Raw genomic sequence first — 23,719 nt, forward strand, 5'->3', positions numbered from 1 at the left:
CGTGATACACGGTTCACGAAGCCCGGACCACATCTGTCTTATTGCCCGATCAGTCTCCATTTCATGCTCACAAGCGACGGATCACTCTCCGTCTTCACTTAATGAGCAAGGAGCATACTATGCGTACCTTTACAACAATTGCACTTACAGCCGTTCTGGCGACTCCGGTCGCGGCACTTTCCATCGTGGACGTTATGACAGGCCCCATTGCCGTCAGCGAACTGAGCGTGGAAGAGCGCCAAGGCCAGATTGCGGAGCTGAGCGTGGAAGAGCGCAACGCTGTGCACGCGGAACTAAGCGTTGAGGAACGCGAGAGCCTGCATGCGGAACTGAGCGTGGAAGAGCGCAACAACCAGTTCGCTGAATTGAAAATCAATGACCGCACAAAGCAGAAAAAAGGCGCAGCGCCGATTTTCGATACTGTGCTCGACACACAAATCGGTTGAATTCATCACTCACGGAAAGAATTGAACCAAAGGGCCATCTTCGGGTGGCCCTTATTTGCGTCAAACGCATGACAAGAGGGATGTGTTGCAGACGACCCGTGTCAAACCATCGCTTTGAAGCGGTCCTCGACCTCTTTGGCATATGCCGCCACTCTCAGTGCAAACCGACGCGTCAAATTTGTGCGCGCGAGCTTCAAGGATTGAAGTAATAGCCGCGCACTCAGCGTTTTTGGTTTGACGAAAATTTCAACGGACATCCGCGTGCGCCGACGTGACAGGGCTACAAGGTCAATCATCATGTGACCTGCAAGATTTGCAGAACTGGATTCGACCACAAGACAGTTGGGCGCGTCGTAATCCGTCATTTCCAGTCGCATATCCCGGCGTTTTCCGCGCAACATAAAAGACGTTTGCCAGGCCATTCCGATGCCTCTTTGCTCCTGGTCATCGACCCTTTGAACCTCTGCCCCCCGTCGCATGGCGGACCTTTCCAGAGCTGGAAAATCCGAAATTTGGGAAAATACGTATTCGATGGGCGCTTCAATATCCTCGCGCTCGACGAATTTCATCTGCTGGCCTCGTCCCTTAACCCATTCGGAGTGGTGTTTTTCACCTGTTTACCTTTTTATAACGTATCGGCAAGCCAGTTGCGCAGCAAAAAATGCGCGATCGCTCCTTTTCGGGCGGGCAATATGTTGGGATTTTCACCAGCAAAGGCGTTTGCGATGTCTTCTCGCGTGGCCCAAATTGCGTCTTCAATTTCCGAAGGATCAATGCGAATTTCATCCGAGAGCGCCTGACCCCAGCATCCAAACATTAAAGATGCAGGGAAAGGCCAGGGCTGGCTGGCCAAATAGCCAACCTCGCCCACGCGAATGCCGGCCTCCTCCATGACTTCACGCCGCACAGCGGCTTCCATGGTTTCACCAGAGTCTATAAAGCCTGCGAGAAGCGAATACATTCCGTCTGGCCACCCGTGGGATCGTCCCACCAGAACTCTGTTTCCATGGGTGATCAACATGATGACCACAGGGTCGGTCCGAGGAAAATGTTGCCCGCCGCAAGACCCGCACACACGTTGCCAGCCAAATAGAGTGATCCCGGTCGCCGCACCGCACCGTGCACAGAATTGATGCGTCGCGTGCCAACCGAGCACCGCCTTGGCTGCTGCCGCAAGTTCCGCATCGCGAGGTGACAGGCGGGTCATTATGCGGCGCAGCTCCGCAAACACTTGTGACTGACGCAAATCGGGGTGTGTCTGTTCACTCTGGTCAATAAACCCACCCAGGCTTTTAGGGTCGAGGCCTTCGGGCGTCCAGTTTGTCAACTCATAGGCCAAAACAATCCGACCATCGTCTTCTCGACCAAGCAAGACCGGACCTTCGGTGTCTTGAGCAAGCAAAGGATGCTCGGCGTCCAGGCGCACCAGCGCATCCAGATCCGGAGCGTTCACCAAAGGTTTGCCGCGCCACAACAAAATCGCCGACGCCTGGCCGGTGTTGATCATAGCTTGGACATCGTCAGGTCTCATCCGCAGTTCAGCGCAACGATCAAGGCCAGAGCCTCCGAATGTGACGGTTTCAGCATGTCGCATGACCTGACCTCCGTGCACGGAGGTGCCATGTTCAACATCGGCAGGCAAGCGCTTTTGCTGATCTCCCATATGGAGACAAGCTGATAATCTTTGCAACTTAAGGTGTATTGCGCTATCTTACCTTCGCGGGACAGACACATTTAGAAAATTGAGACGTTGGCGAACAGACTGAGCACTTATGCGTACTTGGACGCGGTCACTTGGCCGTGGCCAGAAGGGCCTGCGTATCCCGCGCCTGCAGTCGCGCGCGATCAAGGTTCTCGACATATTTGGCTGCGCATCCTTGGTACTACGGACATTCACGGTCATGTTCTGCCCTATGATTATGCAAGCAACACACCTGACGGTGGATTTGGACTTGCTCGCATTGCGACGCATGTGAAAACAGCCAGAGCCGAAGCTAAAAACACTTTGTTGTTCGACAATGGTGACTATTTGCAAGGCTCACCGCTCACGGATATAGGAACGCGCCCCGAAAATGGCTGGACCGGCGCAAATCCGGTTATACAAGCCATGAACCATGTGGATTATGATGCGGCCACACTTGGCAACCACGAATTCAATTTCGGCCTGGACTGGCTGATCCAAACCCTGAAGCAGGCTCGTTTTCCGCTTGTCTGTGCAAATGCTGTTCTTGACCGGCATCCGCGGGATCCAACGCAAGACAAAACGCTGTTGCCGCCATTCGTTTTGCTGGACCGCACGTGTATGGACAATGCAGGCGCGTACCATCAGCTCAAGATTGGTGTGATCGGCGTGGTACCAGAGCAAATACTGCAATGGGATCAGGACAAGCTATCCGGACGCCTTGATGTCCGTGACATGGCGGAAACGCTTTGCGCCTATATACCAAAAATGCGAAGCGCAGGCGCACAGGTCGTTGTTGTGCTGGCGCATACTGGCATTGGTGACGGTGACAACACGCCCGGACAGGAAAATGCGGGCCTCGCTTTGGCGCAGATACCTGGCGTCGATGCAATGCTGACCGGGCACACACACGGGGTTTTCCCGGACCCGTTGGAATACGCCGAAAATCCTGCAATCTGTTCATTGAAGGGGACGCTCGCAAATATCCCTGCAGTGATGGCTGGATTTCGTGGCTCGCATCTTGGTGTAATCGATCTCAAGCTCGTGCCTCAGGAAAACGGCTGGCATGTCTCAACCCACTCTTCAAAAACCTGGTCTGTGCAGGAATCACGGGCGGAACCCGACACCGAACTGTCCAAACTTGTAAAAACGGCGCATGACGCCACTTTGCAGCATACGTCTCGGGTTGTTGGCCACACGCACGCGCCGATCCACAGCTATCTCAGTCAGTTTCGTCCCGAACTGGGACAATACCTAGTTATGGCGTGCAAGCGAAATGCTTTGGAACGGGCACTGGCCGACACGGCTTTTGCGCATTTGCCAGTTTTGTCTGTCTGCGCGCCGTACAAGACCGGTGGGTCCGGTGGGCCGGACTACTACACGGATATTCCTGCGGGTGACCTATGCATGCGCAATATTGCTGACCTCTATCCCTTTCCCAACACCCTTGTTGGGTTGCGTGTGCGAGGAGTTCAGCTCGTCGAATGGCTTGAGCGCGCGGCGTCCGGGTTTCAACAGGTTGAACCAGGGCGGATTTTCCAGCCCCTTTGGAACCCGAGTTTTGTTGGGAACACCTTTGATACGATCTGTGGAGTACACTACACCATCAACCTCACACAGCCCGCACGGTATGATCAAAATGGCTCTATCGTAAACCCCGATACGCGCCGCATCGGGAGTTTATGCTACCAAGATCAACCGGTCACCGACGCGGATGAATTCGTCCTGGCGCTCAAAAGCTTTCGCGCCTTCAGCACCGGTATGTTTGCCCCACCGGATGCCAACAGTCTGGTATATAGTGGGCGAGAATTGGTCCGCGACTTACTGGTGGACTACATTCAGTGCTATGGCTCCAAAAGTGCATCCCCAATCAAGCCGTCCTGGACGTTCTTGCCAGTAGAAAATGCGTCTGTTTATTTGGATACTGGCCCTGGGGTTATGAACCACCCCAAAGATATTGAGGCTATTTCAGCCAAAGTTTTGGACAAAACGGACAGGGGGTTTTTGCGGTTGGAAATCCCCCTATGAGCACAGCGGTGCCTACATCGTTTCAAGGCAATGGCGCCGAAAGGCACGTTTGAGCATATCCAGCTCGTCACGCAGGAGTGTCACCTCCGCGCGAATATCATAGCTGAGTGCATCACCTGACATCAGTGCAAAACTGCCCAGCGTTTCTTCGGTTCCAGCATCCAGTATGACGAAGGTTTGCACGCCGTCGGCAATCCGGTCTACAGGGATCGGCACGCGCAGGACCCAACACTCTTCTTCCTTGTTTTCCCGCAATTCAACGTTAGGCACAGGTTCTTGCAAATGCGTCACGATGACTTCTGGCACGGCGAGCTCTGCGCCTTCGTTCGTCAAGGCCCCTTCCCAGACCCCTTCAAAGAGGCGCGTCTTGGTCAATGTCCATGCCGTCATGCCATGCTCCTGTGTCTAGAATTCTGCCCGGGGTCTGCGACTGAAGGTCAGATCGCGCAAGATCACCTGACTCATTTGTGGATTCTCGAAAATCAGGTCGATCCAGCCGCGTTCGATGCGCTTTTCATTCAGCTTGGTATAGGCCAGATCAAATTCGACCATGGTCTCTTCTTCGTGCAAGGGCAATTCACGCACAATCTGTTCGGTGTTGGGCCCGTGCTTGATGTTAAGTCGGGCAAAGATTTCGAGTGGTTTTTCCATCTCGACGATTGTGTCCATGCGAATGAGGTGGCGGCGTTGCAGTCCAATCACAGACTCATCGGGCAAATCAAGAACCAAGGATAGGAAGGAGCCGTCAAAACTAAACACATCCATGCGCAAACCGAATGGGGCCAGATCGGCCTCCCGCGTGTTACGTAACTGTCTGAGTGTCAGCTCGGAATGCTGGCAGTCGTGAAACAGCGTCAACTCTTCGCCCAACTGCGTCTTGCTCTGCACCGAAGACCGGCCAGGGACGGCCAATGGTTCGCGCCACGCTGCGGGACGCCAGGACCAGTCCGTGCCATGCGGCTTGGGAAAGGCGCTTGAGCCAATCATTGGCAGAGTCAGTCGCTGATCCGCCTGCGAAATGAATTCGTTCAGAAAATACCGCAGTTCCTGCGCACGAGACCGTTCACGCCGGAGTTCAGACAGCCGCAAGTCGGAGGCCTTGGCCACCGTGTTGCGCCATTTCTGCACGCCGCGTCGCTCGGCGACCCAATCCAAAGGCGAACGTTTCATCGGTTGTTTGCCCGGTCCATTTCCTAGAGAACCGCTCTTATATGCCCCATGCCTCTTTGCATAGCATTAACCCGGATTTGGAAACAATCCATTCTGACGCAGAGTTACGCGCCCATATTGTCCGGCGAGCGCACGAAGATCGAGGTTGCGCCTAAAGATCCGCGTAAACATGCCGCTCGGCTTCGGCACCGGGATGCGTGACAGCCCCTTTGTAGGTCTCTCCCACAAGCTGCGCATATTTCCATAGCGCGCCAGAGGCGTAAATCGTCTCGCGCGGCCCGGCCCAGGCGTCTTTACGCTTGGCCAAGTCATCATCGCTTAGATCAACACTCAATTCACCGGTGATGGCATTGATGGTAATGACATCGCCATCCTGAATAAGTGCAATCGGCCCGCAATGCGCCGCCTCTGGGCCAACATGGCCTACGCAGAAGCCTCGTGTCGCACCCGAAAAGCGCCCATCGGTGATGAGCGCGACTTTCTTGCCCATGCCTTGGCCCGAAAGTGCAGCGGTGGTGGCCAGCATCTCTCGCATGCCCGGCCCGCCCGCGGGACCTTCGTTGCGGATGACGATCACTTCGCCCTCCTTGTAGGATCGCATCTTCACGGCCTCAAATGCCTCTTCCTCGTTCTCAAAGACACGCGCAGGACCGGAGAAGACCTGCTCTTCTTCGCTCATGCCTGCGACCTTCACGATGGCGCCTTGCGGGGCAAGGTTGCCCTTGAGGCCAACGACACCACCGGTCTTGGTGATGGGTGACGCGGCGGGATAAATCACTTGGCCGTCGGCTTCACGTTCGATCAAGTCAAGCTCTTCGCCCATGCTGCGCCCGGTTGCGGTAATGCAATCCTCATGGATCATACCGATTTTACGCAGCTCTTTCATGACCACCGGCACGCCGCCCACCTCGTAGAGGTCCTTGGCCACATACTGTCCACCGGGTTTGAGATCGACGAAATAAGGCGTGTCCTTGAAAATCTCGCAGACGTCATCGAGGAAAAACTCAAGCCCAGCCTCATGCGCAATCGCAGGCAGGTGCAACCCGGCATTGGTGGAACCCCCTGTGCAGGCCACCACGCGTGCGGCGTTCTCCAGGCTCTTGAGCGTGACCACATCCCGCGCGCGAATGCGCTTTTCGAGCAGATTCATCACCGCCTCACCCGAAGCGGTGCCATAGGCATCGCGCGACTCGTAAGGCGCAGGGGCACCAGAAGAGTTCGGCAGTGCCAAACCCACCGCCTCAGAAACACAGGCCATGGTATTGGCTGTGAACTGTCCGCCACAGGCCCCTGCGGACGGACAAGCGACCTTTTCCAACGCCGTCAACTCCTCGTCCGAATTGGCCCCGGCCTGATGCCGCCCCACGGCCTCAAACACATCCTGAACTGTGACGTCCTTGCCCTGGAACCGACCCGGAAGGATGGAACCGCCATACATGAAGACGGACGGTACGTTGAGGCGCACCATCGCCATCATCATACCGGGCAAGGATTTATCGCAGCCCGCAAGCCCCACAATCGCGTCATAGCAATGACCGCGCATGGTCAATTCCACAGTGTCGGCAATCGCCTCGCGGCTGGCCAGAGAGGACCGCATGCCCTCGTGCCCCATGGCGATGCCGTCTGTGACGGTGATGGTGGTAAATTCCCGCGGCGTGCCGCCGGCTTCCTTGACGCCCATCTTGACCGACTGCGCCTGACGGTTGAGCGCGATGTTACATGGCGCTGCCTCATTCCAGCAGGTGGCCACACCAATGAGAGGTTGGTGAATCTCATCCTCAGACAGGCCCATTGCATACATGTATGACCGATGTGGCGCGCGGGCGGGACCCTCAGTTACATGGCGGCTAGGTAGAGTTTTCTTGTCGAATTTGGTCATTGGGGCCTCCCTGGCGTGTGTTGCAGATGGTCTAGGCCAGAGGGGGGAAATGGGCAAGCGTGGAGGACGGAAAACGTAGTGGACGGGCTAATGCCGCGTAGATTGACCAGACTTTGTGAAGGTGATCGTGCAATCCTGAGACCAACAGTTTCACTTGCAGTCGGCAACGACCTGCATAGTAGACCAAATTGAATTCGTGCTTTACGACGTGTGTCGTGCCGAGGACGCTAATCGAAGCTAAAACTTCCATTGTCATAGGACATTGACCGACATGCGCATTGATACAGCTGAACCGCATCGTTTGAGGCAGTCATTCTACCGAACTTCTGATCTTGGCGTCGCCGAATTGAACACCAAACCCTATGTCGCGGCTGTGCTGCAGGGGTATTGCCTCAAGGCGCGTGATGGTGCGGGCATCTGCGGTGTCCCAAACGTGGGGCAGGGCAACGTTGCGCCCAATCAAACGAATTTCAATGCTGAGACCGCCCCACACGATCAACTGCTGAGCTGGACTGGCCGCGAAACCAGCGTTGCCGTTCTGCAGAATAGCAACAAGGTCTGGGCAATTCAGACGCGCTGCGGGGTGCCAAGGCAAGACCGGATATGAAGATGTTCGCACAACGCTTGCAAGGTCTGCGCGCGCGCATGCGCGACACGGGTATGGATGTTGCTCTGATAACTGACGAGGACAATGTATATTACCTAACGGGTTATTTCGATTACCTGCACATGGACTTTGGGCGTCCGACGGTCCTGATTGTGCGCGCCGAGGGTGAGACGTTGCTGGTCACCCCCACGATTGACTTAAACACAGCGCAAGCCACGGCGCATGTGGACCGCATTTCGGCTTGGAACGATGGCATGGGCGAAGAGTGGCGGGCTGAGTTACCAGGTGCACTCAAGACGGCCCAGACGGTTGGGATAGAGCTGGAACGCATGCCGCCGCTTGTGCGCACGTATATCGACGAATTGGTTTCGCTCGAAAAACTGATCAACGCCTCGCCGATATTGGCGGATATGCGCATGATCAAGTCCTCTCAAGAGCTTCAACTCGCGCGACATGCCGGTCAGGTGGCCAACGCGATGATGCAGGCCGGGCGCGACGCGATTGCCGATGGGACCCCTGAATACGAGGTGGCACTCGCCACGACTCAGGCCGGGACACGAAAAGCAGCAGAGTTATTGTCAGCGTATTATGATGATCGCGACATGTCGCCAAATACGCATTTCTTACAGATCATGGCGTCGGGCGACACCATAACCAAAACGCATCACCGCGCCACTACCCGTATCATGCGGCGTGGCGAGCCGGTCTTTCTTTGTTTTTGTGGCATGACCAATTTTCATCGCTTCAAGCTGGGGTTTGATCGCACGTTCTGGATCGGTGACATCGGTGAAAAGTTGCAAGAGAAAGTCTATGAAGTTGCGGTTGCCAGCCAGGCGGCGGCGTTGGATGCGCTCCGTCCAGGCGTGACAGCAGAAAGCGTTCACGCCGCTTATGCCGAAGTCATCCAAAGCGCGGGTTTCGAATATCCGTTCCGATGCGGGCGCGCGACGGGATTTAGCTTTTTGGAACAGCCGCAATTGGTCACCGGTGACAAAACGGTGTTGAAACCGGGCATGGTGCTTGCGGTGGATGGCTCGGTGTCGGTCGACACGTTTCGCGCGCAGGTCGGCGACAGTGTAATCATCACTGAAGACGGCTGGGAAGCCGTGACAGAACATCCAAAATCTGTGAGTGATGTTATTCTTTGACAGACCCCAAAAAGACAAACCCCCGAAGCATCTGCCCGGGGGTCGTCATGACAAATATCCGTAAAAGACGGCTACGGTATTAAAGCATACCTTCGCGCTGAGCCTTTTTCCGCGCCAGTTTGCGGGCACGGCGAATGGCCTCGGCCTTTTCGCGGGCGCGTTTTTCGGACGGTTTCTCGAAATGTTGCCGAAGCTTCATCTCGCGGAATACGCCCTCACGCTGCAGTTTCTTTTTCAGGGCACGAAGCGCCTGATCGACGTTGTTGTCGCGAACACTGACCTGCATGTGGTTGTCACCACCTTTCTAGGTTAAAGTTGCATAAGATTGCAGGAAGTGGCCGTATAGCAAAGGCGTTCTAGCTTGTCTAGGGCCGCAACTGTTGACATTGGAGGCACTACGATGGCCGATCAGGACATCAAGCAAACCCTTTTGGACGCCGCCAAGCCGCATGTGCCATTTGACGGCTGGAGCGAGGCAACGTTTCGTGCTGCCCAGAAAGATGCCAGTATCAGCCCGGGTTTGGCGACGGCGGCCTGCCCGCGCGGGGCGGTCGATCTGGCGATGGCGTTTCATGAGGAAGGCGACGAAGCGATGCTCGCTCTTCTGAAAGAGGCTGATCTGAGCCAGATGCGCTTTCGCGACAAGGTGACAGCGGCTGTGCGGTATCGGTTGGAGGCGGTGGATGATAAAGAGCTGGTGCGACGCGGTGTGACCCTCTTTGCCTTACCGCACTATGCTTTTGAGGGCGCACAGGCGATCTGGACAACATGCGACCACATCTGGACAGCGCTGGGCGATCGCTCTGATGACGTGAACTGGTACACCAAGCGCGCCACCCTCTCCGGCGTTTACTCGGCGACTGTGCTCTACTGGCTGGGCGACGAAAGTGAGGGGCATGAAAAAACCTGGGCGTTCCTTGATCGGCGCATTGAGGATGTGATGCAGTTCGAAAAGGTCAAAGCCAAGGCGCGCGACAACAAGCTGATCGATGGTTTGATGAAGGGGCCGTTATCCTTTTTGAACCGGATCAAAGCACCGTCAGGCACATCCCCAACAGGTATGCCGGGTCGCTGGAGCCGCTGACGACAGGTTCTTTGCAAACCTGACGCAGACTGTTACCACCGGGTTCGTGGAGGGCGCAGTTTGCCTCAGATGATGCGCGTAGTTGAGATCACCAAACCCGGTGGCCCAGAGGTTCTGGTGCCGTCAACCCGGCCCATTCCTCAACCAGGTCATGGTGAAGTGGTGATCAAGCTGGCCTATGCCGGTGTCAATCGCCCCGACGCGCTACAACGGGCCGGGCTCTACGATCCGCCCAAGGGCGCCAGTGACCTGCCCGGTCTGGAAGGCGCAGGAGAGGTCGTTGCAGTTGGGCCCGGGGTCTCAGACGTTGCCGAAGGTGATCTTGTGTGCGCGCTTTTGCCCGGCGGCGGTTACGCTGAATACGCTACCACGCCTGCCGCCCAGTGTTTACCTGTTCCCAAAGGATTGAGCCTCAAACAAGCGGCTTGTTTGCCCGAGACGTTTTTTACCGTCTGGACCAATGTCTTTCAGCGCGGATGCCTACGCGCTGGTGAGCGGTTTTTGGTGCATGGGGGATCTAGCGGCATTGGCACTACGGCCATTCAAATGGCCCGCGCCTTTGGGGCCCGGGTTTTTGCCACTGCGGGGTCCGAAACAAAATGCGCGGTCTGCAAAGAGTTGGGCGCAGAACAGGCGATCAACTACCGTGAACAGGAGTTCGTCGAAGTGCTGCGCGACTTGGGCGGTGCCCATCTTATCCTGGATATGGTGGGCGGTGCATATCTTCCGCGCAATCTGGATGCACTGGCAGACGATGGGCGTCTCGTTCAGATTGCATTTCTTCAAGGGCCAAAGATTGAGGTCAATTTTACCCAGATCATGACTCGCCGCCTTTCAGTGACAGGATCGACATTGCGTCCGCAATCACCCTTGGCCAAGACACGCATCGCACAGGACTTGCGACGTCATGTCTGGCCGTTGATCGAAGCCGGGCGCGTTGCCCCGATTTTGGATTCTGAGTTTGTGCTGGCGGAGGCCGCCAAAGCCCATACCTGGATGGAAAGCTCTGAACATATTGGCAAAATCGTCCTGAAGGTGGTTTGAGACGTGGGGGCGGCGCAGATCCTCATTCTGGGCCTTGCGGGTCTGAGTCTGTTTTTGAGCGCCGTCGCAATCCGCCGCGACACGCCTTTGACTTGGCGTTTCGCCGCGCCCAAAGGAATTCCCTCTCAAGGCGCGCCCAAATTCGCTACGGTATTTGAGCATGACATCACCAAAGGGCAGGCGCACGCGCCGTCCTTGATCATCACAGACACTGGTTTCGATCTGCTATGGTTCGAAGGCTCCGCCGAGGCGCAGGCGGACGTAGACATCTACCATGCCCGGTTTGAACACGACAGTGAAGGTTGGAAGGCCGTAGACCAAGGTCCCTGCATCACACGTGCAGGCCTCGGCGATGTGATGGAGCCGGAGCAGCTTGTTGTCACATTAGGCAACACGATTGAAAACGAAGCCCATCCTGGCCACGTCTTCGCCACTGCCGTGTCGGTTGGTGGCTGGGCGATGGCCTCGGTTGCGGATGTCAAACTTGGCGCAGATGGCCCAGTTTGGGCGCGCAAACTGAATCTTTCGCCTTTTCTTAATCGGTCGCATCTTGTGAAAACCCCGATGGTGGCATTTGCCGATGGTAGTCATGGTTTGCCAGCTTACTTCGAGATGGGGCCCACTCATGGCATCCTGGTGCGTTTTGATGAGACCGGGCGCGTGCGAGATACGGCACCGATGCGCGGTGCGGGCAAACCCATCCAGCCGATGATTGTTCCCCTGACTGACACGCGCGCTGTCGCGTTCCTGCGCGATTTTAATCCTTCGGGTCACCTGCTGCGCTGTGACACAACAAACGGTGGGCAAAGCTGGTCCGAGGTCATGCCAATGGACATGAACAACCCAAGCGCGCCCGTGGCCGCGTTGCCGCTGGCAGAGGGGCGAATTCTAATGGCAGCCAATGATGAGCGGGCTCCAAATGATCGCTTGAACCTGTTGTTGTCCGAAGACGAGGGCGCAACCTTTCGTGTGATCAAAGAACTTGCACCACAAGGCGCGGGCGCACGGTATCCGATGCTGCGTGCATTGACCGATGGGACCATACTGTTGACCTATTCTATCGGCAACAAAACGGGTCTCCGGGTTATTGCGCTCAACCTGGATTGGGTCGGGACGCAATGACAAGGCTTGGCGTTAACATATCCATGGCGATTGTTTTGGGATGGGTCATGTTCGCCCTGGCAGACCTTGTTTTGCCTGCATGGGTGGCCTTGGTGGCGGCGATAACGGTTGGCATGCTCAGCGTTAGCGTTTTGCGAAGAACCGTCGCAATTGGCGGAGTTGTCGCGCTTCTGGCTCCGTTTGGCGTCATGCTTCCGGCCTTGGCGCTGCGAGATGTCGCCGTCGCCTTCGGGGCACCCATTCCGGGATTTTCTACGCCGGAGATTGCTGTCTTTTTGATGCTCTACACCGGTTTTCTTGCGTCTGTCTATGGCAAGGTTCCCATTGAACTTTATCGATATGGGTATGCGCCGAAGCCTGTGGGACTCATGGTGTTGGCCTTGTGTGCTTACAGTTTTGCCACTGGCAATTGGTTTTTGGCTGTCGTGACTGTCACTGCACAAAGTTTCTGGACGCTACGCTTGGGCAGCAGCAACTGGTTCGACCACATGCTGCATGTGCTGCTCTGGCCAGCGGCACTTTGGGCGCTGATCGCCCGCGTGTTCTAAAGGCGGCCCGCCGCCCATTTGGGTATTTTTGACAAGAAAGAAGCACTAGCGGATGGGCTCGAACTGCGCCTTTGAAAGTTGGCAATCGCGGATCACATCGCGCCCGCAAGGCAGCGGATCAAGCTCTTTGGAGAGGCATATACGCACTTCCTGAATATAGTCGGCGCGGCAGGTGACCGTCACCATGTCGCGCGTCAGGTCAGGGTTTGCATTGAGGAAGGCTTGTTCTACAACGGATGCCGGGAGTTTGACCGCGTCGCGCAGTTTTCGGAACACCTCGGGGCGCGCAATACGGGCATAAGCCTCTCGGCTGAGCGCATAGTAATCAGGGGCTGACAGTCCCGAGCATGAACCATGCTTGCGCCATTGATACCAAGCCAATCCTGCGCTTCCCATGATGTCGCTCATCTCGCGTGTCATGCGGCGCGTTGGCGTGCGCTCTGCAGTTTGGCAATGGGCCGGCCAGCCGCGATGGTACTGCGGCCAGAGCCCGTGCAGCACCCAGCCGTGGTCTTCGGCGGCATCGCATTGCGCGGCCCCGCGAGCGTCGCCTTCGAGTGCGCACCAATTGGGCGACCAGCTTAGCGACAGAACGTAGTAGTCGAACTCACCGGGCCTATTGTTGTCGGCGAGGACCGCGGATGACATGAACAGGAACACAAAAAACGCGCGCAACAGATCACTCTTTCATTTTGGTCTTGTCCCGACTATATACGCGCCAAGTTCCCCGACAACGGAAACCCGTCCCGGAGACCTCCGGGACCGCCTTTTCCAGGCGACGGGACAGATTTGCGCCAAGGAGATGCCGCGATGTCAAAGCCATTGATGACCAAAGCCACCGCTGTTTGGCTGGTGGACAATACTACGATCAGCTTCAAACAGATTGCCGATTTCGTTGGCCTGCATGAATTGGAAGTGCAAGGCATAGCCGATGGCGACGTCGCGACTGGTGTCAAAGGGTTCGACCCGATTGCCAACAATCAATTGACGCAGGAAGAAGTTGAAAAGGCCGAGAAAGACCCGCTGCATAAGTTGACTTTGAAGTTTAACCCGGCGGCCGTGGGCGAGGAAAAGCGCCGCGGTCCACGGTATACGCCTTTGTCGAAACGTCAGGACCGCCCAAATGCGATCCTGTGGTTGGTGAAGTTTCACCCAGAGCTGGTGGACAGTCAGATTGCCAAGTTGGTCGGCACCACCAAGCCCACGATCCAATCAATTCGTGAGCGCACGCATTGGAACATCTCAAGCATGGAGCCGGTGGACCCAGTGGCACTAGGGCTATGTAAGCAAAGCGAGTTGGACGCCGTCGTGCAAAAGGCCGCCGCCAAAAAGGCCAAGGAAGGCGCGGCGATGGATGATGACGAGCGCCGCAAGCTTCTGAGCACGGAACAAAGCCTTGAGGCGGATGCAGAGCCGCGCATTCCAACAGCAATTGAAGGGCTTGAGACCTTCAGTCTTGGCAATGAAGAGCCGGAAGAGCCCGAGAAAGAGTTCGACGCTGAAAGCTTGTTCAACCTGCCTGCGAGTGGAGATGATGAAGATGGGAATGAAGACGATAAGTCCTGAAATTAAAGGGACTTACGCGCGTTCAAGGCAGCGCTGATCGTACCTTCGTCCAAGTAATCCAACTCACCTCCAATGGGCACACCCTGTGCCAAGGAGGTGAGTGTGACACGGGTCTCTAGTTGATCGGCGATGTAATGTGCCGTGGTCTGACCATCGACCGTGGCGTTGAGGGCCAGGATTACCTCGGTGATGTGTTCCGTCTGAACCCTGTCTACGAGCTTGGGAATGCGAAGTTGTTCCGGGCCGATCTGATCCAAAGCTGACAGAGTACCGCCCAGCACGTGGTAGCGTCCCTTGAACACCGCCGTGCGCTCCATCGCCCAAAGATCGGCCACATCTTCGACCACGCAAATCAAGCCATTGGCCCGTTTTTCCGAGGCGCAGATGTCGCAAATGTCGGTGGTTCCGATGTTGCCGCAGTTGAGGCATTCGCGGGCTGAGGCAGCGACCTGTTGCATCAAATCGGCCAAAGGCGTCAGCAAGAGTTCGCGTTTTCGGATCATATGGAGCACAGCCCGCCGGGCCGAACGCGGGCCCAGACCGGGCAGTTTGGCCATCATCTCAATGAGGGCATCCAGAGCGCGGGTGGAGTTCATGCACGAGACCCGTGCCTTAGAACGGCAGCTTCATGTCCTTGGGAAGGCCCATCCCCTCGGTGATCTTGCCCATCTCTTCCTGGGCTTTTTCAGAGGCCTTAGTCTGAGCATCCTTGATGGCAGCAAGTATCAGATCTTCCACAACTTCCTTGTCGTCTGAGTTGAAAATCGACGGGTCGATATCGAGGCCTTTAAGCTCTCCTTTGGCCGTGCAAGTGGCCTTGACCAGCCCGGCACCGGATTCGCCTGTGACCATCAGGTTGTGCATGTCCTCCTGCAGCGAAGCCATCTTCTGCTGCATCTCTTGCGCGGCCTTCATCATCTTGGCCATGTCGCCCATTTGGCCCAATCCTTTGAACATATCGATCTCCGGGGTTTGAATACGGTTGGAGTCTAGATACGGGGCAGGGCAGAGCGGGGCAAGGGGCGGATGAGCGCGCATCGCGTGATTCTAAATCTAATCTCTTTATTTTGCACGGAACCATACTTTTGTTTTGCGTCGGTTTCAAAACCCGCGCCGCAGTGTTCCGCAACAATCTGTTTTGTGAGATAGGACGTACCCATCCCTTCAACGCCATTTGCCGTAGCGGTTCAGATATCACGTAGATACTTTGAGCAATGGCCCAGTCGTTGGCGTTTGTCGATCTGCCTGGATTTCTTGTGTCACACCGCCAAATTCGGGATGATCTGTTTCTTGCGGCTCATGATGCCGGGCAGGACAACGGCGTTGCCGCTCACGGATGCGCCAAAGCTTTTCTCGGCGACAGTTTTGACCAAGTCGTTGGGCACCAGAAGTGTGGCTTCTTCCTTGAGGATGTCCACGACGAAGAGCAGGACCTGATCGACGCCGTCCTCGGCGGCCACATCCGACATGGAGGCCATCAGGCTATCCTTGCGGTTGAGCACCATGTCGGGCGCCGTGGTTTCCAGAACGGAGACGCGGAATTTGGTGTCACCGACGCCGTATTCCTTGCTGTCCATGCGCAACAGCTCGGCATCGGAAAAGGCGCTGACATCGGATTTGGCGGCGAACATGTCTGAGGCGTAGTCCGAGATCGAAATGCCCAGATCCGCAGCCAGTTTTTCGGCCACGGTGCGGTCATGGTCCGTCGTGGTGGGCGAGCGGAATTCCAGCGTGTCGCTGAGAATGCAGGTGAGTGCCGCGCCTTTGGCCCAGTCGGGCATTTTGGCAGCGTCGTCGCCCATCAGATCGACCATGATCGTCGCGGTACAAGCCAGCGGGCGCACGGTGATGTCGATGGGGCCTTTGGTCTCCAGACCTCCCACCAGCTTGTGGTGGTCGATGATGGCCTGAACATCCGCGCCGTTGATATTGGCAGGAAGCTCGGCGGGATTGTTGGTGTCGACAATCACGCAGGGCTGATCATCGGCCACATCCTCGATGATGCGCGGCTTGGGCAGGTCCCATTTTTCCAGCATGAACGCGGCTTCGGTGTTTGGCTCTCCCAACAGAACCGCTTCGGCATTACCACCTTGGACCTCGTTGAGATACCACGCCCAGAGGATGGGGGATCCGGTGCTGTCGGTGTCGGGGGATTTGTGGCCAAATACGAGCGTGGTCATGGACGGGTCCTGTACCTTGAATGAAAGAATTTGCGCGCCTTATAGGCGGGCTTTGAGGGCTTGTCACCCACCCCGGCTGCGGCCAAATTGCATGCATGTCTCATCTGCGTGAAACTGACCTCTACCCTCCTGTCAAAGCGTGGCTGGAAGGTCAGGGCTATGAAGTGAAATCCGAAGTGGGTGTGGCGGATGTCGTTGGGGTGAAGCTGGCGCAGGACCCGGTGATTGTTGAGCTGAAAACCGGGTTTTCTCTGACGCTTTTGCAACAGGCCGTGGCGCGGCAGGCGGTGACCGATCATGTCTATGTCGCTGTTCCGCGCTGGAAGGGCAAGGCGGGCTGGCGCACGTTCAAAGCCAATGTGGGGTTGTGCAGGCGTCTGGGACTGGGGGTACTCAGCGTGCAGGTCAAAGACAGCTCGCTTCAGGTGCATTGCGATCCCGCGCCATTCAAACCGCGCAAATCCAAAGTGAAGCAAGCGCGTCTGATCAAAGAGTTTACAGCACGCGACGGTGATCCAAATCTCGGTGGTACGCGAGGCCAGGTTCAGACGGCCTATAAGCAGGATGCAGAGAAATGTGCGGCCTACCTTGCACAACATGGTCCGTGCTCGGGGGCTGAGATTGCCCGGGAAACCGGTGTCACACGGGCCACGCGGATCATGGCGGATAATCATTCCGGCTGGTTTTTTCGTGCGGCACGGGGTGTGTATGCGCTGAGCGAGGCCGGGCTTAAAACGCGAAGGGGTCAGCCCTGATGCGCGATCTGGCTTTGACGCTCGCCCTTGCTCCGATCCTCATCCCGCAGGTCGCCTGGGTTCGCTTTCGCGCCGCGTGCTTGCAAGAGGCCTCTGGGCCGCGTGAGGGCGTCGCGGGTAACGGTCCGCCCTTGCGGCTATTGGTCTTGGGCGACAGTTCGGCCGCGGGAGTAGGTGTGGCGCATCAAGAAGACGCGCTGATCGGGCGGTTGGTGGCGCGTCTGGCGCAGCGCTATCAGGTCAGCTGGCGACTGGCTGCGCGCTGTGGGGCAACCACGACAACAGTGTTGCGGAATCTGGAAACAGAGCCCAAAGCCCGGTTCGACATCGCGGTAATAGCTTTGGGCGTGAACGATTCCAAAAATGGTATGTCGCGCAGCCGGTGGCAGAAAAATTACAAAGACCTGATCATGCTTTTGCAAAGGCGCTTCGGCGTGCGTGAAATCTATGCCACCGCTGTGCCGCCGTTGGGGGCGTTCCCGCTTCTGCCGGCACCTCTTCGTACTGTGCTGGGGCGCCGCGCGACTCTTTTTGACGGGGACCTGCGCGGCATTGCGGCGGATCAAGATGCTGTGCAATATGTGCCGTTTGACTTTCCAATGGACACAAATCTGATGGCAGAGGATGGGTTTCATCCCGGACCGGTGATCTATGATCGCTGGGCGGCGCGTGTGGCTGAGATGATAACCTGACGGCTCGACATTCCTAATCCTGCGATGCAGGTTGAAGCGATCCCTTTCGAGACAAGGAGAAAGCCCATGCTATGTCGGATCGGCGTGATTGAGATTTGGCGCGCGCTTGATCTCTATGGTCCATTTCTGGCGCCCGAAGAGTTGTTCCCGACGGCGGGGCGGGATGTGGCCCATGTGATTGAGACGCATGTTCCGGGGGGCGTTTGTGCCAAAACCGGAGGGCTTTTGATGCCGGTGCAGGGGTTTTTGCTCAAGACACCGGATCATGTGATCCTGATCGACACCTGCGTGGGCAATCACAAGACCGCGCCCAGCTTTCCGGATTGGCATCAGCGGGATGACACACGGTTTCTGGCCGGACTGACTGCTGCGGGGATCGGGCCTGGTGATGTGGATTACGTGCTCTGCACACATCTGCATGTGGATCATGTGGGGTGGAACACGCAGCTTGTGGATGGTCGTTGGGTGCCGACATTCCCGAATGCCAAATACCTGTTGCCCAAGGCGGATGAACCGTATTATCGCGAAAACGCGCAGGCCATGTATCAAGAAAGCATTTTGCCGGTTGTCGAGGCCGGGCAAGCGGAGTTCGTTGAGGGCGCGCATGCCCTTGGCGACCACGTGACGCTTATGCCGACCCCTGGCCATACAGCGGGGCATGTCTCGGTCCTGATCAAGGATGGCAGTAAAGAGGCGATCATCACCGGGGATGCCATCCATTCTGCGGCGCAATGCTGGCATCCTGAGTGGCATTTCAAATTCGATCAGGATGCGGAACAGGCGGTTGCGTCCCGGCGCGCCTTGCTGGAGGCTGCGTGCGAGGCAGATCGGCGCGTGTTGGGCACGCATTTTCAGCTGCCGTCGATTGGCAGGGTGCGCGCCAAGGGGGATGTGTTTGCGTGGGACGACGATGTGTGAGAACTAGAGCGGCGGTTTAAGCGAAGCTCCGATGTCATAGGCCCTGTCCAGCAAGGCCGTGCGCCGCGCGTCGGATCCGGTTGACCCATTCAGGATCTGCAAGTCGCGTCGTTTGAAGCCAAAATAGCCAAACGTGCCTTTCATCCAGGCGGTGTCGAGTGCCGCCAGATAGCCTTCTGTTTCCATTTCGTCCGAACGCGCCCCGGCAGGGATCAACAGAACGCCGGTGCGCGGGCGCTGCAGCGATTTCTCGGGATCGTCGAGCTGATCATAGGCCCAACCCCAAGACCAGACCCGGTCCACCCAGCCCTTGGTCATCGCAGGCATGCCCCACCAGAAGAGTGGGAAGACAAAACAAATCGCATCCGCCCGAGCGATGCGCGCCTGCTCTTTTTGCGCATCCTCAGGCGCAGTCTCGCCGTCATCGGCCTCGATGTCGGCCATGGACCAACGGGGGTCGAACCCTTCTGCATGTAGATCCACCAGTTCGACAGAGTGCCCAGCGGCCTTGGCTCCTGACATGAACTGCGCCGCCACAGCAGCGCTAAACGACGCCGGGTTGGGATGGTCAAGAACAATCAGGACATGCATGGCGTACATCTTGCGCAGCTCACTCTGCTTGTGAAGTGCTCGCAACGAAAAATTCTGGGTACGAATTGTTCTACAAAGCGTGCGCGGCAGCGGTGCGCACAAGAAGTGGCGGACCGAGGAGGATTCGAACCCCCGACCCCCTGATTCGTAGTCAGGTACTCTATCCAGCTGAGCTATCGGTCCGTCGGATCAGGCATCTAGACCCTCGTGCCGGGCAATGCAAGAGGGTTTGGGAAAATCTTAGGCGGCAGAGACTTCGCCGCGCGGCATAGAGATGCGGAAGGTTGTTCCGGTCTCGTCGCTGAGTTCCAAGTCCAGGGTGCCGCCGTGACCACGGATAAGTTCTGCGGCAATCGACAAGCCCAGCCCTGTGCCGCCTTTTGTGGCGCCGCCTTGGAAGGGTTGAAAGAGGTGTTCTTTGGCTTTGGCGGGCAGGCCGGGGCCAGTGTCGGACACACAGATTTCCCAACTTTCAGGAGTCTCTTCTGCAGAGATAACAATCTCGCCCGGGCTTCCCGTGTTTACAATCGCCTGGCGCGCATTGCGCACGAGATTGGATATGACGCGATAGATCTGCTCAGAGTCGCCGCGAAGTTCAAGCGTTGCTGGGATATCCTCACCAAAACTGACATCCGCGTCTCCCACCGCCAGACGTTCGCTTTCGATCACGTCTGAGACAATATCGATCAACATGAATCGGCTGAGCGTCGGGGCCTGTTCCTCGGCCTTGCCATAGGCCAGGGTGGATTCGCAGAGATGCACAGCGCGCGTGATCGAATTGACCAGCTTGGGGGCCATGCGTTTGACGGCGGGGTCTTCGCTCATCTCGATGCGATCGGTAAAGAGCTGCGCCGAGGTGAGGATGTTGCGCAGATCGTGACTGATCTTGGCCACGGCTCCGCCCAACTGCGCCAGGCGCTCACGCTGCTTGAGCGAAGCGGTCAGCTGTTGCTGCATGGATTTCAGCGCCTCTTCCGCCTGAAGTATCTCGGTGGTGGTCGAGGACGGCTCAATGATGCGACGCGCATCATCCGGTGCTTCAGCATAAACCTTCATATGGCCCACAACCCGACGGATCGGTTTGACCAGGAAGCCGCGCACAGCCAGAAAGAGCAGGGCAGCCGTCACGACAGAGATGACCGCAGAGAGTACAAGGATGCGCAGACCATAGTCCAGCATTGCCGCCCGGAGTGGCGCGCTATCGACCGTGACCTCAATCAGCAGGCCACCCATATTGGACGGCTCACCAATCACACGAATAATCTCATCATCGGGTTGCATCAGGAAGCGCAGAGAATCCTGGATAAGTGTTATGGGTGTCGGGTCTCGCAAGTCGTACGTCTCTGAGATCGCAGAGGGCAAGGGCGCGGACAGCACGAGTTGGCGCGCCTCATCGCGACGCAGAACGACGTTGTAAACACCTGCATTGAAAAGAAGCTCTTCCTGAAGATCGGCTGAGATCTGATCATCGGCCAGAAGCGCCAGCGAGGCAATTTGTGCGCGATCCAGTCGGTCCATCAGGAATTCCTGCCGGAAGCGTGCAATAGAGGGAACAAAAATCAGGATTTCTGCCAGCATCACAAAGATGACTGTCAGGATAAGAAATCGTCCTGAAAGTGATCTGAGAAACTGCATCTTGTTCTCGCTGCTAACTCAGGGCAGCCAGCGCTGTACAAATCGCACAACGCGTTTGACCCCGGAACTTTTGAAAAGACGCGGCGAGAAATAGGCCCCGGCCGCGCGTTTGTTGATCTCGCCCAACGTCGGGTAAGGCGCGACCATGGCTGCAATCTGCTTCATTTTCATTTTGTTGGCCAGAGCCAGCGCCCAAAACCCGATCAATTCTCCTGCCTGTGCGCCTGCGATGGAGGCACCGACCGGACGACCTTTGACAACCATCAGCTTGATCAGGCCGTCGGTCTTGCGCTCGGCGATGGCACGGTCATTGCCGGAGTAGGGGAAGCGCACGACTTCAAGCGCATCGCCATGCGTCTCTCGGGCCTGTGCTTCGGTTAAACCCACCTGCGCCAGTTCCGGATCAGTGTATGTGGCCCATGGAATATGGTCATGGTTGGCTTTGGCAGGCAGCCCGAAAAGTGCAGAGCGGATGATGATCCCTGCGTGATATCCCGCCACATGGGTGAATTGCAGACCGCCCGCCACATCACCGATGGCATACACCTTTGAATTGGTGGTCTTGAGCGCGGCGTCCACCTTGATGCCTGCGCGCGTGGTTTCAATGCCTGCGGCCTCAAGATTGAGGCGGTCTGTATTGGCCTTGCGCCCCACGGCCATCAATAGATGTGTGCCTTTGAAGACGCGGCCATCCTTGGTTTCGATTTCAATCGCGCCCGCCTTGCCACGGACTTCGCTTGCCATGGCGTCTTCGGCGACCTCGACGCCCTCAGCGCGCACCCGGTCCAACACAACCGCAGCCATTTCCGGGTCGTCCTTGCCAAGTGCCTTCATGCCCTCAATAACCGTCACCTTGCTGCCCAGCCGGACATGCGCCTGCGCCATTTCCATGCCAATGGGGCCACCGCCCACGATGAGCAGATGCTTGGGCTGTTCACGCAGCTCAAAAAGAGTCTCGTTGGTTTCATAGGGCACGGTGTCGAGGCCCGGGATGGGCGGCACAAAGGGCGATGAGCCTGTAGAGATGATGATGCGGCGGGCGGTTATGGTGTGCTCCCCGGCTCGCACCTCGGTGGGTGAGATGAATTCGCCGAATTCCTGGATAACTTGCACGCCAAGCCCTTCGAACCGCTCCACGCTGTCATGCGGTTCAATCGTGGCGATAACATCAGCCACATGATCTTTGGCTGCGGCATAGTCCACCTTGGGTTTCTGATCGGCGACACCGTAAGCGCTGGCATGTCCTTGTGCATAGGCTGCCTTGCCTGAGGCGATAAGCGCCTTAGACGGCACGCAGCCAAAGTTCAGGCAATCTCCGCCCATCTTGTGACCTTCCAAAAGGATCACCGAGGCGCCCATCTGCACGGCACCGGCTGCAACAGACAGCCCACCAGAGCCGGCGCCGATGACCAGCAAATCCGCTTTCAATTGTGTCATGGATCAGATGTCCTTTTTGCCGCGGATCGTTTTGATCACGATGGGCATGGCGGCCAGGGCACACAAGCCCAGAATGGGGCCGATAACCTGTGGTTCCCACAACAGTGACAGATCAGGACGTTCGCCGCGGTCAAAGACCTCACCTAGACCAACGCCAATCCAGGTAAACACCAGTGCGCCCGGAATGATGCCGACAAATGTGGTCCAGGCAAAGTTGATGAACCGCACGCCGACAAGAGCCGGCAGCAGGTTTGCGACGAAGAAAGGCACCACAGGCACAAGGCGCATGAGGAACAAGACGCTGATCTCATGCTCGCGCAGGCCGTCTTTGATTTTCTTCAGGGAGCCTTCTGAGGCGTCCATTTTGGCGGCCAGAGCTTTTCCAAGGCCCCAGCGTGCCGCGAGAAAGATAGCAATCGCTCCCAAAGTGGCTGCGGTGACGTTGAAAGCCGCACCCAGACCAAAACCAAAGAGGAAGCCACCAGTGACCGAAGCCACAGCTGCCCCGGGCAATGAGAAGGCCACGATCGTGAAATAGATAGCAATGAATGCCAATGCCATAAGCGCAAAGTGGCTATCCCGGAAGGCCAGAAGCTGTTCGCGGTTTTCATTCAGCGTGTCGAAGGACAGGTAGTCACCCAAAGTGAAATACCCCACGATCGCTGCAACCAAGATGGCGGCGAGGGGGGCGTGACGAAGGATGGAGGGCTTGCTGCCCTGGTTTACATTTTCCATGTCGCTGTCCGATGCTTTCCCGTTGCGGTGGCTTGCCATGTAAATGCGTCTCGATCCAGTCTGGAGCTATAGCGCTCACGCGGGGGTGATCATGGGTGATGGAAACACCCCCATTATGACGCCTATTCTTGCAGGAATGAAACATTGGCAGGAAATTTCATTGGTTTTTTGTTGCAGAAGGGTCAGCTTGGGTTTGACTTCGCAAAAACCGCCCCCTATAGACCGGGCTTCACGACGTATTCCGGGTGCTGTGCGATTCATATGCCACACCCCATTGATCGGAGATCGGAGCGATGAAACGCACCTATCAACCCTCGAACCTGGTGCGCAAACGCCGTCATGGCTTTCGCGCGCGCATGGCCACTAAGGCTGGCCGCAAAATCCTGAATGCGCGCCGCGCACGTGGCCGCAAGAGCCTGAGCGCGTAACTCCGCGCCAGACTGGACAAACGGA

27 protein-coding genes and 1 tRNA gene are annotated in these 23,719 nt (G+C 57.0%); 13 read left to right on the forward strand and 15 right to left on the reverse strand.

Going from position 1 to position 23,719, the window contains the following annotated elements; translation table 11 throughout:
• The first annotated feature begins 119 nt into the window (after window positions 1-119).
• Window positions 120-446, forward strand: a complete 327-nt coding sequence (locus RZ517_RS03860; protein WP_338550155.1) for a hypothetical protein — start codon at window positions 120-122, stop codon at window positions 444-446.
• Window positions 447-547: 101 nt separating this feature from the next.
• Here RZ517_RS03860 and RZ517_RS03865 read toward each other — a convergent pair whose 3' ends face one another.
• Both RZ517_RS03865 and nudC read right to left on the reverse strand, forming a co-directional pair.
• Window positions 548-1,015, reverse strand: a complete 468-nt coding sequence (locus RZ517_RS03865) for an SRPBCC family protein (RefSeq protein WP_338550156.1) — start codon at window positions 1,013-1,015, stop codon at window positions 548-550.
• A gap of 56 nt (window positions 1,016-1,071) precedes the next feature.
• Entirely contained in the window at window positions 1,072-2,040 is a 969-nt protein-coding gene (gene nudC / locus RZ517_RS03870) for an NAD(+) diphosphatase (protein WP_338550158.1), read from the reverse strand.
• A gap of 186 nt (window positions 2,041-2,226) precedes the next feature.
• On the opposite strand from nudC, the gene RZ517_RS03875 reads away from it, so the two are divergent.
• The gene (locus tag RZ517_RS03875; RefSeq protein WP_338550159.1) at window positions 2,227-4,155 is read left to right on the forward strand and encodes a bifunctional 2',3'-cyclic-nucleotide 2'-phosphodiesterase/3'-nucleotidase; all 1,929 of its coding nucleotides are present in this window, start codon (window positions 2,227-2,229) and stop codon (window positions 4,153-4,155) included.
• 12 nt (window positions 4,156-4,167) lie between these two features.
• Here RZ517_RS03875 and RZ517_RS03880 read toward each other — a convergent pair whose 3' ends face one another.
• From RZ517_RS03880 to ilvD, 3 genes are all read right to left on the reverse strand, one after another.
• On the reverse strand, window positions 4,168-4,545 hold the full coding sequence (locus tag RZ517_RS03880) for a hypothetical protein (protein WP_338550160.1): 378 nt from the start codon (window positions 4,543-4,545) through the stop codon (window positions 4,168-4,170).
• Window positions 4,546-4,560: 15 nt separating this feature from the next.
• On the reverse strand, window positions 4,561-5,325 hold the full coding sequence (locus RZ517_RS03885) for a DUF6478 family protein (RefSeq protein WP_338550161.1): 765 nt from the start codon (window positions 5,323-5,325) through the stop codon (window positions 4,561-4,563).
• 151 nt (window positions 5,326-5,476) lie between these two features.
• Window positions 5,477-7,204 (reverse strand): dihydroxy-acid dehydratase, encoded by a 1,728-nt coding sequence (gene ilvD / locus RZ517_RS03890; RefSeq protein ID WP_338550162.1) that lies wholly within the window; start codon window positions 7,202-7,204, stop codon window positions 5,477-5,479.
• Window positions 7,205-7,475: 271 nt separating this feature from the next.
• On the opposite strand from ilvD, the gene RZ517_RS03895 reads away from it, so the two are divergent.
• A complete protein-coding gene (locus RZ517_RS03895; RefSeq protein WP_338550163.1) occupies window positions 7,476-7,811 on the forward strand; it encodes a hypothetical protein in 336 nt (111 codons plus the stop codon).
• Complete coding sequence (locus tag RZ517_RS03900) at window positions 7,808-8,959, forward strand: M24 family metallopeptidase (RefSeq protein WP_338550165.1); 1,152 nt, start codon at window positions 7,808-7,810, stop codon at window positions 8,957-8,959. Before RZ517_RS03895 ends, RZ517_RS03900 begins: the two co-directional genes overlap by 4 nt.
• Before the next feature lie 79 nt (window positions 8,960-9,038).
• Here the strand turns inward: RZ517_RS03900 and rpsU are convergent, their stop codons facing one another.
• A complete protein-coding gene (gene rpsU, locus RZ517_RS03905) occupies window positions 9,039-9,245 on the reverse strand; it encodes a 30S ribosomal protein S21 (RefSeq protein WP_160764367.1) in 207 nt (68 codons plus the stop codon).
• 114 nt (window positions 9,246-9,359) lie between these two features.
• Between rpsU and RZ517_RS03910 the strand changes: the two genes are divergently transcribed.
• From RZ517_RS03910 to RZ517_RS03925, 4 genes are all read left to right on the forward strand, one after another.
• Window positions 9,360-10,043 carry a COQ9 family protein gene (locus RZ517_RS03910; RefSeq protein WP_338550166.1) on the forward strand — a complete coding sequence of 228 codons (684 nt, stop codon included), beginning with the start codon at window positions 9,360-9,362 and terminating at the stop codon, window positions 10,041-10,043.
• A 69-nt stretch (window positions 10,044-10,112) separates the two neighbouring features.
• A complete protein-coding gene (locus tag RZ517_RS03915; protein ID WP_422395559.1) occupies window positions 10,113-11,087 on the forward strand; it encodes an NAD(P)H-quinone oxidoreductase in 975 nt (324 codons plus the stop codon).
• A 3-nt stretch (window positions 11,088-11,090) separates the two neighbouring features.
• Window positions 11,091-12,209: an exo-alpha-sialidase gene (locus RZ517_RS03920; RefSeq protein WP_338550168.1), complete on the forward strand. Its 1,119-nt coding sequence runs from the start codon at window positions 11,091-11,093 to the stop codon at window positions 12,207-12,209.
• Complete coding sequence (locus tag RZ517_RS03925; protein ID WP_338550169.1) at window positions 12,206-12,757, forward strand: hypothetical protein; 552 nt, start codon at window positions 12,206-12,208, stop codon at window positions 12,755-12,757. Before RZ517_RS03920 ends, RZ517_RS03925 begins: the two co-directional genes overlap by 4 nt.
• A 45-nt stretch (window positions 12,758-12,802) precedes the next feature.
• Here RZ517_RS03925 and RZ517_RS03930 read toward each other — a convergent pair whose 3' ends face one another.
• Window positions 12,803-13,405: a ribonuclease T2 gene (locus RZ517_RS03930; RefSeq protein ID WP_338551107.1), complete on the reverse strand. Its 603-nt coding sequence runs from the start codon at window positions 13,403-13,405 to the stop codon at window positions 12,803-12,805.
• Window positions 13,406-13,567: 162 nt separating this feature from the next.
• Here RZ517_RS03930 and RZ517_RS03935 point away from each other — a divergent pair, with 162 nt between their 5' ends.
• Entirely contained in the window at window positions 13,568-14,323 is a 756-nt protein-coding gene (locus RZ517_RS03935; RefSeq protein WP_338550170.1) for a DUF1013 domain-containing protein, read from the forward strand.
• Window positions 14,324-14,325: 2 nt separating this feature from the next.
• Here RZ517_RS03935 and recR read toward each other — a convergent pair whose 3' ends face one another.
• The 3 genes from recR to RZ517_RS03950 form a co-directional block, all read right to left on the reverse strand.
• Window positions 14,326-14,919 carry a recombination mediator RecR gene (gene recR, locus RZ517_RS03940; RefSeq protein WP_338550171.1) on the reverse strand — a complete coding sequence of 198 codons (594 nt, stop codon included), beginning with the start codon at window positions 14,917-14,919 and terminating at the stop codon, window positions 14,326-14,328.
• 16 nt (window positions 14,920-14,935) lie between these two features.
• Entirely contained in the window at window positions 14,936-15,280 is a 345-nt protein-coding gene (locus RZ517_RS03945) for a YbaB/EbfC family nucleoid-associated protein (RefSeq protein ID WP_338550172.1), read from the reverse strand.
• Between the two features lie 302 nt (window positions 15,281-15,582).
• Window positions 15,583-16,503, reverse strand: a complete 921-nt coding sequence (locus RZ517_RS03950) for a manganese-dependent inorganic pyrophosphatase (protein WP_338550173.1) — start codon at window positions 16,501-16,503, stop codon at window positions 15,583-15,585.
• A 95-nt stretch (window positions 16,504-16,598) separates the two neighbouring features.
• On the opposite strand from RZ517_RS03950, the gene RZ517_RS03955 reads away from it, so the two are divergent.
• From RZ517_RS03955 to RZ517_RS03965, 3 genes are all read left to right on the forward strand, one after another.
• The gene (locus RZ517_RS03955) at window positions 16,599-17,258 is read left to right on the forward strand and encodes a DUF2161 domain-containing phosphodiesterase (protein ID WP_338550174.1); all 660 of its coding nucleotides are present in this window, start codon (window positions 16,599-16,601) and stop codon (window positions 17,256-17,258) included.
• Entirely contained in the window at window positions 17,258-17,950 is a 693-nt protein-coding gene (locus RZ517_RS03960; protein WP_338550175.1) for an SGNH/GDSL hydrolase family protein, read from the forward strand. The genes RZ517_RS03955 and RZ517_RS03960 overlap by 1 nt, the downstream gene beginning before the upstream one ends.
• Window positions 17,951-18,016: 66 nt before the next feature.
• Window positions 18,017-18,868, forward strand: coding sequence for an MBL fold metallo-hydrolase (locus tag RZ517_RS03965; protein ID WP_338550176.1), 852 nt, complete (start codon window positions 18,017-18,019; stop codon window positions 18,866-18,868).
• Between the two features lie 3 nt (window positions 18,869-18,871).
• On the opposite strand, the gene RZ517_RS03970 is transcribed toward RZ517_RS03965, so the two are convergent.
• The 5 genes from RZ517_RS03970 to RZ517_RS03990 all read right to left on the reverse strand — a co-directional run bounded on the left by RZ517_RS03970 (window position 18,872) and on the right by RZ517_RS03990 (window position 23,266).
• Complete coding sequence (locus RZ517_RS03970; protein WP_338550177.1) at window positions 18,872-19,459, reverse strand: NAD(P)H-dependent oxidoreductase; 588 nt, start codon at window positions 19,457-19,459, stop codon at window positions 18,872-18,874.
• A 106-nt stretch (window positions 19,460-19,565) separates the two neighbouring features.
• Window positions 19,566-19,642, reverse strand: a tRNA-Arg gene (locus RZ517_RS03975).
• A 57-nt stretch (window positions 19,643-19,699) separates the two neighbouring features.
• The gene (locus RZ517_RS03980; protein WP_338550178.1) at window positions 19,700-21,094 is read right to left on the reverse strand and encodes a sensor histidine kinase; all 1,395 of its coding nucleotides are present in this window, start codon (window positions 21,092-21,094) and stop codon (window positions 19,700-19,702) included.
• Window positions 21,095-21,112: 18 nt separating this feature from the next.
• Window positions 21,113-22,531: a dihydrolipoyl dehydrogenase family protein gene (locus RZ517_RS03985; protein WP_338550179.1), complete on the reverse strand. Its 1,419-nt coding sequence runs from the start codon at window positions 22,529-22,531 to the stop codon at window positions 21,113-21,115.
• Window positions 22,532-22,534: 3 nt separating this feature from the next.
• Entirely contained in the window at window positions 22,535-23,266 is a 732-nt protein-coding gene (locus RZ517_RS03990; RefSeq protein WP_338550180.1) for a TVP38/TMEM64 family protein, read from the reverse strand.
• A gap of 293 nt (window positions 23,267-23,559) precedes the next feature.
• Between RZ517_RS03990 and rpmH the strand changes: the two genes are divergently transcribed.
• Window positions 23,560-23,694 (forward strand): 50S ribosomal protein L34, encoded by a 135-nt coding sequence (rpmH, locus tag RZ517_RS03995; RefSeq protein ID WP_005980833.1) that lies wholly within the window; start codon window positions 23,560-23,562, stop codon window positions 23,692-23,694.
• The last annotated feature ends 25 nt before the right edge of the window (window positions 23,695-23,719 follow it).

The sequence above is a fragment of the Roseovarius sp. S88 genome (genome assembly GCF_037023735.1).
Lineage (GTDB): Bacteria > Pseudomonadota > Alphaproteobacteria > Rhodobacterales > Rhodobacteraceae > Roseovarius > Roseovarius phycicola.